The following is a 12,836-nucleotide window of genomic DNA, read 5'->3' on the forward strand; positions in this document are numbered from 1 at the left end:
GTGGATTACTCTTTGCCATCGAGAATGATTTTCAGCGTTCTGATCATGTCAGCAAACCGCATCAAGATTTCTCGGATTTTCGCGTCGTCGCCTATCTCGGCGCGCAGAGCCTCCACTTCGATTTTGAACAGCTCGTCGTTCTTGAAGTTTCGGCTTTGCCTTATGCCGGTTTCAGCGCGCAGCGCGCGGATCAACACGGAAGCTTGTCCAGCAAGTGCTCTGCGCCGTTCTGGGCTAAGGCTTTGAGCGCGGTTTGCCTCTCGGATAAGCTCGGCAATAAACGCGCTCGCATCCTTCATCTCGGCTTGATCCAGTCGATCTTCGCAGCCCAGTCGACCGGCACGTCAACGATATCCGCAGCATTGAAGCTGGTCAGAGTGAACAAGCCTGGCTGAGATCCATTTCGGATCGTCTTCACCATGATCCGGCCGTCGGAAAGCTGAACGACCGAAAGCTGGTTGATCATGGCGCTGGCTGGTTTGGCGATTGACCAGTAGATAACCCAGCCATTCTGCAGAACGGGAAGCTGGGAATCGCCCTTGATCTCTGCGGCGACCGTATCGGGGTGACTGTCTGCGGGCGCTTCGATCTCATCTGGCCCAGCTTCAAGCGCTTCGACGTGGCCGCCGGCGCCGATGTAACCCTTCAGCGGAACCATGCGCGTGGGGTTCTCGGTGTCTATGCCCTTTTCGAGCCATAGCGGATCGACATTCAGCGCAGTCGCCAGCGCCGCCAGCATTTCGCCGCGCGGCTTTTCCACTTTCCCAGCAAGGTACTTGTTCACGTTGTCGTAAGGCACGCCGGATCGACGGGCAAGCTCTGCCTTGCTCCATCCAGTCGCGGTGAATTTCTCGTTCAAACGTTCGGGCCAACTCATGGCGCGAGAATAACTTTGAAAAAAAATCAAGGTTAGTGAAATCCCCGCTTGATATCTGGAATTAAATTCAATATGGTTTGGGTATGCGAACCATTGAAGAAATCATCACCGCAGCGGGCGGCGCCCGCGCAATCAGCGAAGCAAGCGGACCGGTGGATACTGCCGGTAAGCGCCCACTGACTTACGACGCCGTCTACAAGTGGTCGAAGATCGGGGTTCCTGATCGTCACTGGCCGCTCCTGATTTCGATGGCGCAGTCCAATCCAGATGAGCTGTACGCGGCTAACATCAAAGCGCGCGGCGTCCAGCAGGAGCCAGCAGCGTGACGACCAAAGGCCGAAACATTTATTTTATTCGCCCCGTCGGGATGCTCGGACCGATCAAGATCGGCTGTTCTACCTGCGTGGATGAGCGTCTTGATGCGCTCGCTACTTGGTCTCCGTTCAAACTGGAGATCATCTACACAGAGCCCGGAAACTACAGCCTTGAGAAGCAAATTCACGAGGTGTTTGCTGATTATCACTCGCACCGCGAATGGTTTAACCCCGGCGAACGACTTTTGACTGCTATCGGCAAGCTTTTGGCAGGAGAGACAATCGCTACGGCAATCAACCTCGCAGACTATCGCGGCACTATCCGCAATGTGACGAGGAAGCCGAGAAAGCCAATTCCAGAGTTCCAGAAAGAACTGAAAAGCTACGAGTTCCAGTTGATTTGGGCTGAGAGGAAGGCTGAGCAGGCCACAGGAAACTATCTCAAGAAGCCTAGCGATGTCTACGCGATCCTCGAAAGGTGGAAGGGAAGCTACGCGAAAAAGCGCGCAGACGCCGTCCGCCCGACGGAAGCTGAATTTGACAGGTTGCATGAGGTTATCCGCGATCCGGTATCTCATTTTGTCCTCATCGGAACACGGCAGCAGGTGGCGGCATGAACGTCTTGATCTGCGGCGGTCGCGATATGGACCGGATTGATGCTTGGAACTGGCTTGAGAAGAACGCCATGGACGAGCTGAGCTTCGCGTCCGGCCTGAGCAACTTCACCATCGACAAGATCATCCACGGCGGCTGCCGAGGCGCTGACGAAGGCGCGGGCGAGTGGGCTACGTCGGAACACATCCCGGTAGCAGTCTGTCAGGCCGACTGGAAGAAGCACGGCAAAGCAGCCGGTCCGATACGGAACCAGCTGATGATCGACCTCCACAAGCCAGACTTCTTGATCGCGCTTCCGGGCGGCAAGGGCACTGAAAACATGATCCGCTTGGCCGAGAGCCACGGCATCAAGGTTATCCGAGCGGAGGTCTATGCATGACCACCCAAAACGAAAAGCTCCGAGAAATCCTATTCGACCTCTCTGTCCAGCATCAGATCGAGGGATACGAGAAATCCGACCCGAAGCGGCCGGTCGAAATTCGTGAGGGGAATTGATCATGAAAAAGGTCACCAAACAGAAGCCGATCGTCATCGATATGAAGGCCTTTGAGGCTGAACTGATGGCTGAGGTTGCCCGCATCAACGATGAACGGGTGGCGGCATGACCGACACGACCATTTTCATCGGCGGTGCGGCGTTTCTGGCGGCTGTTACTGTCCTCGTCATCCTGGCGCACTTCACGGTATCGGGGCGGAAGTGATGGCAGCTCTCAAGCAATACCCGCTTCCGGCACTGGTCACCCATACGACGGACACCCGCGCCGGCTCTGTCTTCAAAGCCTTATGCGCGGTTTATCCGGGTCAAATTTCTGCAGAGCATCTTATGGCAAGAGCGGGTCTGTCTTGGCGGGCCGAACCGATCTGGTCTTTCGTGTCGCTCTGCAATGACTTCATCAAAATCAACGAGGCAATCGAACCTTTCGGCTGGCGGGCTGAACGGTCAGGCGGAATGCCTCGTGACAATTACTGGCTTTCGCCTCTAGGCGGCGGCTGAAACTCCCTTCGTATGCCGCCTCTCTCTGATGGGTTCAACCTATCAGGAGCGCGCACCATGAAATGGTCAGAAACTAACAAATCGAGTGCAACAGGGAAAACAGAGGCAAACGCGCAAATGTACGCAGTAGACGCATTTAGCCCCGAGGAGGCGGCAGGTTTCGCGAAGACGATGTTCAAGCGTCGGTGCGAAGGCTGGGGCGATGAAACACAGGCTCTGGAGGAAGTTTCTGGCTGGTGCGGCTTATCGCCCAGAAGCTTCAAGCGACTGATGAAGGGCGAAACCAAGGACGTTGGAATTGGCCTCTATCGCCGGGTTCGCATGGCGTACCTGAACTACACCCTTCGTCTCATCGCCCAGCTGCAAAACGAGGTCAAGACCATCGAGGAGGTCCACGGACATGCTGCTGTGGGAGACATTATTGCAAGCGTTGAAGCTTTGGAAACGAAGGCGCGCGCTGCGAAGGAAATCCAAATCCAACATCCAAGGCCAGCCAATAGGAGGTGACAAGTGACGGATACTGCACGGATCGGAGACAATACGAAGGCTGAACGCGAGCGCCGCGTTCTCTTCGCCTTCTACCACAAGAAGGACCGCGACATCGCGGCCCAGATCAAGGCTCTGCAGGCCGAGAAGTCATCCAACCGGCAGAACGCCAAGGCTTCCGGCTTCCCGGCGCAGAAGCTCGACCATTACCTCAAATCCTTCAATGCCGAGGATCACCAGAAGCCCGTCGACAAGCTCAAGAGCGAACGCGAAAACCTCGAATGGCTTGGTTACATTCCGGCAACATCCGGCGGCGACTTGCTGACCCAGATCGACCGTGTCGACGGCGAGCAGATGATCCAGGCCAAGGGCTTCCATGCGGGGCTGACAGGTCTCGACCGCGTGTCGGGTTACGACGGCGGTTCCGTTGACGACAAGCTATGGCTCGAATCCTACGACGCCGGCAAGCGCGAATACGACACTGAAATTCCCGACATCATGGCGCGCATCACTGCGGCGCAGTCGAAGGAGGAAGCCCCCGCAAGCGGAGAGGATGACCCCTTCAAGCTCGATCAGACGAACTGATCTCCCTCCCGGCCAGCGCCCCCTTGAAACATCGCTGGCCCAACTAACCCGGTGCGAGACATGCAAAGCGGACCCCGCACCGGGTTCTTTCTTCCACGAGGTGAACATGATTTTGGTTTCATGCCCCACTTGCGGCAACCACATGGGCGAATTGCCAGAGCCGACAAAGGTCAAGCAGCACCTTTCCCCGCTCGAAGCGAGAGCCTTCGATGTGCTGATGTCATCGGGCGTCGACGGTCTCAACCGGATCGATCTCTCCATTGCCATTCACGGCCCGGAGGAAGGAACGGAAGACAATCGCCTCAGGCAGACGGCCTCCATCGTATCCGACGTGCGGAGGCGGATAGAGCCCTACGGCTACCATATCCAGCGGCTGCGCACCCACGGCGATAACAAGGCCTATCGCGTCGTACCGGTCGAGGTGACGCCATGAGAGTTCTCGGTCTCGATATCTCCAAGCACGCCGGCTGGGCAATCTGGGAAACAAAGCATGCGCTGGCTTCGATCCGCTGCGATGTAATGGAGTTCCCGGCAAAGGCATCCATCGAATACTGCGCTGATCAGATGGGCCTCAAGGTCACGAAGCTGATCAAGGACGAGAAGCCGGATTTCATCGTTTTGGAAACCGCTCTCAAGATGAGCCCAAAGGGATCGGCCGCAACGGTATCATCCTGCATGCTGCATGGCGCCGTCTATGCCACGCTCGGCAACTGGGGAAAGCCATGGGGCACCATCAGCGCCGCGACCTGGCGCAAGATGTTCTTCGGCGCTGGCTATAAGCCCCCACTCGACAATCACGGCAAGAACGACTGGAAGCGCGCAGCTATCGAACAATGCGAGCTGGAAGGCATCATTCTGCCGACGAAGAAAGCCACCCGAGATAATGCGGCCGAAGCTGCGGCTCTGGCCGTGTGCTGGCGCGGCGTCGAGATCCATGCGGGCCGGTACCGCCCGGCATTCCAAGACTTTCTCCAACAGCGCAACGAGCGCGCGCCGGCAGGAGATCTATTCGCGGGGGCGGGCGCATGAACGCTTACACAGAATTTCTCGATCGCAAGAAGATCAATGATCCCGATACAGGCATTAGCCATGCTTTGTCCCTGCCGTCGGTCTTGAAGCCTCACCAGCACGATATCGTTCAGTGGTCATTGCGCCGCGGTCGCGCCGCAATCTTTGCCGGCACGGGTCTCGGCAAGACATTGATGGAGCTTTCGTGGTCGGATCAGGTCTTTGACTTCACGGGCAAGCCTGTCCTGATCATGGCGCCGCTCGCCGTCGCTGAGCAGCACATTACTGAGGCCGAGAAATTCGGCATGGCTGCCAACCTGGTTTCGTTTCATCCCGACGAGGGATGGGGGATCAACGTCACCAATTACCAGAAGATGGATCACTTCGACTTGTCCCGGTTCGGTGGCGTCGTTCTGGACGAAAGCAGCATCCTGAAAAGCACAGACGGCAAGTACCGGACGAAGCTCATTTCGGAATGTTCGAAGATACCGTTCAGACTGGCAGCAACGGCAACGCCTGCGCCGAACGACTTCATGGAGCTTGGCAACCATGCGGAGTTCCTCGGGGTCATGTCGTATACCGACATGCTTGCGACGTTCTTCACACACGACGGAGGAGATACGCAGAAATGGCGGCTTAAAGGGCACGCTGAAAGCGAGTTCTGGAAGTGGATGGCGTCGTGGGCTGTGATGCTTCGGAAGCCTTCCGATCTAGGCTACGACAACGCGGGCTACGATCTGCCGCCGCTGAACTACCACCAGCACACGGTAGGCGTGGAATACGCTCCCAGCCTCGATACAGGCCTCCTTTTCCCCATGGAAGCCCGCACGCTGCAAGAACGCATTGCGGCTCGCCGTGACAGCGTATCCGAGCGAGTGGCGCTAGCCGCCTCTATGACGCCGGCCGACAGGCCTTTCGTCTGGTGGTGCAATCTGAACAGCGAAGCTGAGGCGCTCGCAAAGCTCATACCCGGCGCGGTCAATCTATCAGGGGCAGACAAAGACGACGACAAGCGCCGCAAGCTTGTTGATTTCTCGCAAGGCCGCATTCGCGTGCTGATCACGAAGCCGTCGATCGCCGGGTTCGGGATGAACTGGCAGCACTGCGCAGATACCGGGTTTGTCGGGCTTAATGACAGCTTCGAGCAAATCTATCAGGCGATCCGGCGCTTCTGGCGGTTTGGGCAGATGAAGCCGGTCAACGTGCATTTCATCGCCTCCGAAATGGAGGGCGCCACCGTTGCAAACCTCCGTCGTAAGGAAATCGACGCGGACCGGATGGCCGCAGCGATGGTGATGCACATGGCAGACCTTTCGAGTGCAGCTGTGCGCGGATCTGTTCGTGATCGTCCTGACTACAATCCAACCATACCGATGAAAATTCCAACATGGATAGGGGAGTGCGCGGCATGACTATCAACGCCGTCGACCAGGTTGTGACCGATCGATACGCCATCTATCAGGGCGATGCCTGCGAGCTTATCCGTGGTGTCCCCGGTGATAGCGTCCATTTCGGCATCCATAGCCCGCCATTCGAGGGGCTTTACAAGTTCTCGAACTACGACCGCGATATATCGAACAATGACGGCCCGCAGTTTTGGGAACACTACGCATTTCTGATTTCCGAACTCTACAGGGTGACGAAGCCGGGACGCATCCATTCCGTGCACTGCATGCAATTGCCGACCAGCAAGACGCGTCATGGGTTTATTGGCATGCGTGACTTCCGCGGCGAGATCGTCCGCGCCTACGAGAATGCCGGATGGATTTTCCATTCTGAGGTTTGCATTTGGAAAGACCCGGTGATCGCCCAACAGCGCACTAAGTCTATCCGTCTTCTGCATAAGCAGATCGCAAAGGACAGCACGATCAGCGGTATGGGACTTGCTGACTACATCGTGTCCTTCCGTAAGCCCGGTGAGAACGAAGCGCCCGTCGCCGGTATGTTAGAACGATGGGCGGGCGATGAAAGCCTCGATATCAGTCGTGAGGCCTACGATCGGCACAGAAAGCAAACCGAAGCCGAAGGCCGCAAGGCTTGGCCATTCGAGCAGTGGCGTTCAATCCTCGTATGGCAGCGCTACGCATCGCCGGTTTGGATGGATATCAACCAGACGAACACCCTGCAGTATCGTGCCGGTCGCGACGAGAAGGACGAGCAGCACATATCTCCGCTGCAACTGGACGTGATTGAGCGCTGCCTCGATCTTTGGTCGGCCAAGGGCGAAACCGTCCTGACACCATTCCTTGGCATTGGAAGCGAAGTTTACTCCGCTGTAAAGCTCGGCCGGAAAGGACTGGGTTTCGAGTTGAAGCCGTCCTATTTTCGGCAGGCAGTCAAGAACATCGCCGAATTGGATATTCAACCATCTGACACGCTGTTCGATATGGCAGGTGTCGCATGAACGCCATGAACCAAGACTTCATCCCGGCGAACATTGAGGCCGAGCAAGCACTACTTGGCGCTTTGCTGATGAACAATGAAGCAGTAAGTCGCGTGCCGGTGACATTTGATGTCTCGCACTTTATCGAGCGAATCCATCGCGACATTTACACCGCTATCCTCAAGCTCCGGGCGATCAACAAGGAAGCGAACGCCGTTACCGTCCGGTCGCACATGTCGCCTGAAATGGTGTCGATCAAAATCGGTGACATGTCGGTGTCGCAGTATCTGGCTCACCTAGCCGCAGAAGCCGTCAACATCATCAACACGCCCGACTACGCGGACGCTGTGACCGAATACTATCACCGTAGGGAAGCAATCTCGGTTGGCGACAATGCAAGAAGTGCGGCGACACGAGCAGCAGACGAACTGGAGTTCATCGACCAAATCACGGATTGCCGCAATCGCTTCTCTGCCATTATCACCGACATACAGGCCCGTAACGAGCCGCAGGAGAGCTTTCTTGACGCGGTGGACCGAACACTCGGCGTGACGTCAGACGCGATTGCAGGCCGCCGTGTGGCCGGTCTTGATCTTGGAATTTCCGAACTGACCCATCTCATGGGGCCGCTTGGCACCGGTGAGCTGCTGGTGATCGGCGGCGACGTGAAGACTGGCAAGTCCGCGGCAGCCTGGCAGTGCTTCTTCAATCTGGCAGAGCGGCACCCAATTGCGGGTCTCAGCGGCGAAATGCCGACCGATCAGATCATCATGCGCGAGAAGGCCAGACGCACCGGGATATCTGCCAAGCGCCAAAAGCGAGGGCAAGTCTCTCAGGATGAAGTCGAGCAGTTGGTAAGGGCAGGGGCCGACATCAAGCGCCTAAAGTTCATCGACATAATATCCAAGCAGATCACGCTTGAAGAACTGGACGAGCGTATCAACCGGCTGCAGGGCGAACACGGGATAGAGGCTTTCGTAGTCGACCATATTCTAAAGCTGCTGTGGACCGGCAAGATGGAGGACGCCGACGACTTCAAGAAGGCGAACCGGGCGACATCGACGCTCAAGAACATCGCCATGAAGCGGAACATCCCGATCATCGCGCTCACCCACATCAACAAGAACAGCAATGACGGCACATGGGGCAAGAGCTACCGCGATCGCCTCATGGCCGCCAAGCGCCGCCGGCCGACATACAAGAGCATGCTCGGCAACATCGACAAGGACGTCGACAACATGATCATCGTCCATCAGGCCTATCCAGCCGTCGCCGGTATGGAGCCAGAGGAAGGAACCGACGATTACCGCCTGTGGGAAGACACCATGGCAGAGGTCAAAGGCAAAGCCGAGTTCATTCTGGCGCTGTCCCGCGAGAACGAGTTTCCCCGTCGCCAGGAAATCCAATGGAACGGCTCAAGCACCAGTTTTGGACCGGATTATGCCAGAGCGCAGAATAGCAGGGAGTTGTTTCCGCGATGAATGAATTCTCAGGTTATGCAGTCCAGCGCGGCGGCCAGTGGTGGGCAATGGTAAGATTTGCCCGCGATGCCAAGCCGAAGCCGATCATGGGGAAGGGCGATAAGCCCGAAGGCTACCCGGATGAACTGGCGGCGACGAAGGCCGCGCTCCGGCATGTACTCGCATATTTCAACGGCAACCTCGTCTGCTCTGGCGAGATACAGGGCGCCAGCATCAAGCAGGTACGGCGGGCGCAGGCTGAGAGGATTTTCTCCAAGGGCAAAGAGATCAGCGTGGAACGGAGGGAAATGGCATGAACCGCATCGTCATTAACATGGACCCGCAAGGCCTATTCACTGTGTACAGCGACGAGCCGGTCGAGTTCTTCGTGGTTTGCGACCACACGCCGAATGATCGCGTCTACCAGATGGAGGTCGAGACAGGCGTGGAGAAGGTGCGGCAGCAGCTTGGCGCCGATCCGGTAGGCCATAAGCACGATAGCCACGAGCTGGGCAGCGGCCACGGTCCGCGCAAGCCACCGTCTAAACGGAAGCTGGAGGTGGTGAAGTGATGGCCGCATTCATCGCATTTTTCATCATCATGGCCGGCGGCGTGGTTCTCAGCATGCGGGCACGGGCAGAAATCGACCGAGCGAAGGAACTTGACCGTCTCGCCAGCTCGTTTCTCAATCTTCACTTCAAGGCAATTGGCTTCAAAGGGAAGGCGACTGTTGTCAGAGGACGCGCTTCGATCAATCGCGAGGACGCAGCATGAACCAGATGGTGACAATCTCCTACGAAGAGACATTGAAGGCACGAGCCCGAGCCCGCCGGCTGAAACTGATGGGGAAGCCAAAGGTCGTCAACGTGGTCAAGGAAGTGCTGCGAGAAGTCAAAGCGCGTCAGCATGCAGTCCGTCGGCGCCCGAGAGCTTACGCTGATGCTCACATACGCGCTTGGGAAGCCTATCATTCTCGAGCAGCTAACCAGATGACGATGGAAGAGTACCAGCAGCAGGTTTGCGATCGGGAGGGCTTCAATCTCAACCTGATCATGAGCGACGTTCGACAGGAGCATGTAGTCGACCAGAGGGACTTCGTCGTCTTCGAGGTGTACGCCATGTACCCGAACGTCTCGAAGTCTGCTATCGCGCGTCTATTCGACCGTGATCCATCGTCTATCCATCATTGCCTGCAGAGAGAGGCGGAACGCAGAGGTATCGACCAGTCAGACCTGAATTCGATTGATCGAGCATACCCTACGCTGCGTGAAGATGTTGCCGCCGGTCTCAGCCTTTCAGAGATTGCGGTGAAGTATGGTGTCGGAGCCTCAACAATCGGTCGCAGGGTTCGAAAACTTGGACTTGCCAGTCAGTTGAATGGTCGAAAGACACGCTTGCCGCAGCATATGATCGACGCGATCGAGGACGAATATCTCTCTGGTACGAGTGGCCGTGAAATCTGCCGCCGATACCACATAAGCCAAGGACATATGAGAGATATGGCGCTCCGTTTCGGTTGGTCCGAAATGAGACGGAAGGCGAGGGCGGAATGACCAGCCACCCGGCAGCCGAAGCAATATTTGCAGAGCATGGCATTGCTGTTGTGCCGGCGCATGTAATGCCGGCCGTCGGGCAGACACGGGCAATCGTCACGCTGGAACGCATCATAAACCGCCATGGAGACGACCACGCGCGCTTTGTGGTCATGACGCTGGCAGAGACCGCCAACAACAAAGGCTTCATCGATGAGACATCCTTGTGGGTAGTTTCGGACATGATCCGGGCGGCCGAGAAGAACTTCCCCGAACTGGTCACCACCAACGTCACTGCCTGGTTCTCGTTCTTCGATACTCTCCCGCTGGGCTGGCTACAGTTCTGGGCTTTGGACCTCGACGGGGTGGTATCCAAACGACATGCGTTAGTCGGCATGCTATACGAGAGAATGAAGCGGACGTTCGGCGCTATGGCAAAGCAACCGGACCTTTTGGATGATAGGAGATCGGCATGAACATGATCGAGCGATTAGCCCGAGTTATCGCATCCGATGAGTATGGGTCGAACGTAGACGACGTATGGGCCAACTACGTAGACGTAGCTCGGGCTGTTCTCGATGCTATGCGCGAGCCGACGGATACCATGCGCCGCGAATGCGATGGCTGGAACGCTTCTACGAATGACATGGAAGCCTGCTACCAAGCCATGATCGACGCCGCACTCAATGATGAGGGGATGCGATGACGGAAGACCAGATTATCGAGCTATTCATTCGCGCTGCCGAGGTTGACCTCAAGCTGCCGGACACTGCGAGGCCGGCGCAGGCCAAGGCCATAAACTATGGCTACATCCACGACCGAGCCGACATGAACCAGTGGTTCGAAGAGGACAAGAAGGCAGCGAACTGGGCATGGCTCGACCCGAAGAAGCTCCGCAACACGACCAACGACATGGGTCTGTGGGAAGCCGCTATGGAGGTCATCAAGCTGGTGCCTTGCGAGAAGAAGCGGCGCGCGCTGTGGGCTTGGGCCAAGTCGGAAGCCGGTGGACAGGCCTTCGCCAAGTGGTGTCGGAACGTCGAAGGCATATCGAGACAGGCGGGAGATTACCGGAAAAACGCGGCGGTTAAATGCATTTTCTTAGCTTTCTCCCGCAAGCCATTGCAGCATAACGATTTTGACGATGAAGGACACTTGCCAAATCACCCCGAAATCGGGGATAAAAAGTCCAACATCGGAGTTTGGCGTGCACCTGACGCAAAGCCTTCTCTGGACTTCGACGCTGACCTTCGGGACTTTAGTTGGGCAGACGCTCAAAACGCCAGACGGCGGGAGCGTGAAGCCAGAAAGCGCGAGGCGGCATAATGGCCAACAGTGCTGAATGGGATGAAGGTAGAGAAGCCTTCATCAAGGACCGTCAATCGCACATCAGTGATTGCCCTTACCCGCCCGAGGGCGATTGGGACAAATGGGCTGATTGGGTGTGTGGGCACGGCGAGGCAGAAACAGAAATTTTGGAGGCGGAGACGTCTTCTCGACCAGTTCGCATGACGACACGGTAATCAGCCAAGGCCGTCCTCCCCGCAAGGGTGTAGAGTAATCCGAGTGTTTGGCGCTCGGCATGCGATAACAGGCTAGCGGGTCGCTCCCGCGAACCTTCGGGATGCGGAAATAACGAAGCAAAACACTTCCGCACAGTTTCGCCCAACAGGGCAACGGAATGCGAGGCGGCGTAAGCTATCTGTATCGACGGTAGCCACTGACCGCATAAGCCCAAAGCTTTGAACTTGGCGTCTGGTGGCCCTCGCAGCAAATCAGGAAGGCCTCGTAAGAGGCGAGGTGCTAGGGCGTCAGATGGGCCTAGCAGGCGTGCCGGAAGCGCGGGATGCGCGGTCAACCTTGCGACAGCGATTAGGGACACGGGATCAACACGCGGGAGGCATGACCTTCCTGAATAGACCACAGATCGTCAGTGATAGCCGAGAAGGCGAAGCGACGAGATGGGAAGCCCGCCGAGAGATAGGAACCGGCAGCAGAGAGCTCACCCGCCAGAGGAAACATACTGTTCTGGCTGGATGCGCGAGTAACGCCGCGCCTTCCCGATACCATTTCACCAGCCCCGCCCGTAACAAGGTGGGGCTGCATTCGTTTCAGGAGATGAGTATGTACACTGTCGTCATCGATGAGAGTGAACGCCAGCGTATGATGGTCAACGAGATCAACAAGGCTGTGCGGCGCTGCAAGATCGGCAAGGTGACGCGAAAGACGCATCCTGTTCCTGCCCAGATCAAGGATATGTTTCGTGGTGCCTTCTGGCCTCAAACGGGAACAATTTTTCCGACGCAGACATACATGCCGAAGTGCGGATGCAAGGTAGGCTCTGCTTGCGGCAATGTTGCTTGCCCCCATCGCCTGACCGCAACGTGTTCCATCGCCGCCTAACCCCATTCACCCGCCCACATGGAGAGAGCGATGAGCAACACGATGTGCCAATGTTCATCATGTGAAGGAACAGGTTTTGCTGACAAGGTTCATCGCAGCATTTTCGCCGCTGGGACATGCCACGAATGCAGAGGGCGAGGCTGGGTCGACGCAACACCGCTGCCATTTTACCACGGCCCG

21 protein-coding genes are annotated in these 12,836 nt (G+C 57.0%); 19 read left to right on the plus strand and 2 right to left on the minus strand.

What is annotated here, in order from left to right; genetic code table 11:
* Window positions 1-5: 5 nt before the first annotated feature.
* Both ACQZ5Y_RS21080 and ACQZ5Y_RS21085 read right to left on the minus strand, forming a co-directional pair.
* Window positions 6-197: a hypothetical protein gene (locus ACQZ5Y_RS21080; RefSeq protein ID WP_174059814.1), complete on the minus strand. Its 192-nt coding sequence runs from the start codon at window positions 195-197 to the stop codon at window positions 6-8.
* Between the two features lie 98 nt (window positions 198-295).
* Window positions 296-877, minus strand: coding sequence for a LexA family transcriptional regulator (locus ACQZ5Y_RS21085; protein WP_111808014.1), 582 nt, complete (start codon window positions 875-877; stop codon window positions 296-298).
* 83 nt (window positions 878-960) lie between these two features.
* Between ACQZ5Y_RS21085 and ACQZ5Y_RS21090 the strand changes: the two genes are divergently transcribed.
* The 19 genes from ACQZ5Y_RS21090 to ACQZ5Y_RS21180 all read left to right on the plus strand — a co-directional run bounded on the left by ACQZ5Y_RS21090 (window position 961) and on the right by ACQZ5Y_RS21180 (window position 12,656).
* Window positions 961-1,203 (plus strand): carph-isopro domain-containing protein, encoded by a 243-nt coding sequence (locus ACQZ5Y_RS21090; protein ID WP_236762845.1) that lies wholly within the window; start codon window positions 961-963, stop codon window positions 1,201-1,203.
* Window positions 1,200-1,808 carry a GIY-YIG nuclease family protein gene (locus tag ACQZ5Y_RS21095; RefSeq protein ID WP_174059815.1) on the plus strand — a complete coding sequence of 203 codons (609 nt, stop codon included), beginning with the start codon at window positions 1,200-1,202 and terminating at the stop codon, window positions 1,806-1,808. The genes ACQZ5Y_RS21090 and ACQZ5Y_RS21095 overlap by 4 nt, the downstream gene beginning before the upstream one ends.
* Window positions 1,805-2,185: an SLOG family protein gene (locus tag ACQZ5Y_RS21100; RefSeq protein ID WP_174059816.1), complete on the plus strand. Its 381-nt coding sequence runs from the start codon at window positions 1,805-1,807 to the stop codon at window positions 2,183-2,185. The genes ACQZ5Y_RS21095 and ACQZ5Y_RS21100 overlap by 4 nt, the downstream gene beginning before the upstream one ends.
* A gap of 320 nt (window positions 2,186-2,505) precedes the next feature.
* Entirely contained in the window at window positions 2,506-2,799 is a 294-nt protein-coding gene (locus ACQZ5Y_RS21105) for a hypothetical protein (RefSeq protein WP_174059817.1), read from the plus strand.
* Window positions 2,800-2,856: 57 nt separating this feature from the next.
* Complete coding sequence (locus tag ACQZ5Y_RS21110; RefSeq protein ID WP_162705224.1) at window positions 2,857-3,306, plus strand: hypothetical protein; 450 nt, start codon at window positions 2,857-2,859, stop codon at window positions 3,304-3,306.
* Between the two features lie 3 nt (window positions 3,307-3,309).
* A complete protein-coding gene (locus ACQZ5Y_RS21115; RefSeq protein WP_236762847.1) occupies window positions 3,310-3,870 on the plus strand; it encodes a hypothetical protein in 561 nt (186 codons plus the stop codon).
* A 106-nt stretch (window positions 3,871-3,976) separates the two neighbouring features.
* Entirely contained in the window at window positions 3,977-4,303 is a 327-nt protein-coding gene (locus tag ACQZ5Y_RS21120) for a hypothetical protein (RefSeq protein WP_174059818.1), read from the plus strand.
* Window positions 4,300-4,899 carry a hypothetical protein gene (locus ACQZ5Y_RS21125; protein WP_174059819.1) on the plus strand — a complete coding sequence of 200 codons (600 nt, stop codon included), beginning with the start codon at window positions 4,300-4,302 and terminating at the stop codon, window positions 4,897-4,899. The genes ACQZ5Y_RS21120 and ACQZ5Y_RS21125 overlap by 4 nt, the downstream gene beginning before the upstream one ends.
* Window positions 4,896-6,290: a DEAD/DEAH box helicase gene (locus tag ACQZ5Y_RS21130; RefSeq protein ID WP_174059820.1), complete on the plus strand. Its 1,395-nt coding sequence runs from the start codon at window positions 4,896-4,898 to the stop codon at window positions 6,288-6,290. Before ACQZ5Y_RS21125 ends, ACQZ5Y_RS21130 begins: the two co-directional genes overlap by 4 nt.
* The gene (locus tag ACQZ5Y_RS21135; RefSeq protein WP_174059821.1) at window positions 6,287-7,282 is read left to right on the plus strand and encodes a DNA methyltransferase; all 996 of its coding nucleotides are present in this window, start codon (window positions 6,287-6,289) and stop codon (window positions 7,280-7,282) included. Before ACQZ5Y_RS21130 ends, ACQZ5Y_RS21135 begins: the two co-directional genes overlap by 4 nt.
* A complete protein-coding gene (locus ACQZ5Y_RS21140; RefSeq protein ID WP_174059822.1) occupies window positions 7,279-8,742 on the plus strand; it encodes a DnaB-like helicase C-terminal domain-containing protein in 1,464 nt (487 codons plus the stop codon). The genes ACQZ5Y_RS21135 and ACQZ5Y_RS21140 overlap by 4 nt, the downstream gene beginning before the upstream one ends.
* The gene (locus ACQZ5Y_RS21145; protein ID WP_174059823.1) at window positions 8,739-9,038 is read left to right on the plus strand and encodes a hypothetical protein; all 300 of its coding nucleotides are present in this window, start codon (window positions 8,739-8,741) and stop codon (window positions 9,036-9,038) included. The genes ACQZ5Y_RS21140 and ACQZ5Y_RS21145 overlap by 4 nt, the downstream gene beginning before the upstream one ends.
* The gene (locus tag ACQZ5Y_RS21150; protein ID WP_174059824.1) at window positions 9,035-9,292 is read left to right on the plus strand and encodes a hypothetical protein; all 258 of its coding nucleotides are present in this window, start codon (window positions 9,035-9,037) and stop codon (window positions 9,290-9,292) included. Before ACQZ5Y_RS21145 ends, ACQZ5Y_RS21150 begins: the two co-directional genes overlap by 4 nt.
* Window positions 9,292-9,495, plus strand: a complete 204-nt coding sequence (locus ACQZ5Y_RS21155; RefSeq protein WP_174059825.1) for a hypothetical protein — start codon at window positions 9,292-9,294, stop codon at window positions 9,493-9,495. Before ACQZ5Y_RS21150 ends, ACQZ5Y_RS21155 begins: the two co-directional genes overlap by 1 nt.
* Window positions 9,492-10,274 (plus strand): hypothetical protein, encoded by a 783-nt coding sequence (locus ACQZ5Y_RS21160; RefSeq protein ID WP_174059826.1) that lies wholly within the window; start codon window positions 9,492-9,494, stop codon window positions 10,272-10,274. The genes ACQZ5Y_RS21155 and ACQZ5Y_RS21160 overlap by 4 nt, the downstream gene beginning before the upstream one ends.
* Window positions 10,271-10,729: a hypothetical protein gene (locus ACQZ5Y_RS21165; RefSeq protein ID WP_153513903.1), complete on the plus strand. Its 459-nt coding sequence runs from the start codon at window positions 10,271-10,273 to the stop codon at window positions 10,727-10,729. The genes ACQZ5Y_RS21160 and ACQZ5Y_RS21165 overlap by 4 nt, the downstream gene beginning before the upstream one ends.
* Window positions 10,726-10,959 (plus strand): hypothetical protein, encoded by a 234-nt coding sequence (locus ACQZ5Y_RS21170; RefSeq protein WP_174059827.1) that lies wholly within the window; start codon window positions 10,726-10,728, stop codon window positions 10,957-10,959. The genes ACQZ5Y_RS21165 and ACQZ5Y_RS21170 overlap by 4 nt, the downstream gene beginning before the upstream one ends.
* Complete coding sequence (locus ACQZ5Y_RS21175) at window positions 10,956-11,579, plus strand: hypothetical protein (RefSeq protein ID WP_174059828.1); 624 nt, start codon at window positions 10,956-10,958, stop codon at window positions 11,577-11,579. Before ACQZ5Y_RS21170 ends, ACQZ5Y_RS21175 begins: the two co-directional genes overlap by 4 nt.
* Before the next feature lie 798 nt (window positions 11,580-12,377).
* Window positions 12,378-12,656, plus strand: coding sequence for a hypothetical protein (locus ACQZ5Y_RS21180; protein ID WP_174059829.1), 279 nt, complete (start codon window positions 12,378-12,380; stop codon window positions 12,654-12,656).
* The last annotated feature ends 180 nt before the right edge of the window (window positions 12,657-12,836 follow it).

The sequence above is a fragment of the Agrobacterium sp. A3-95 genome, from assembly GCF_053521785.1.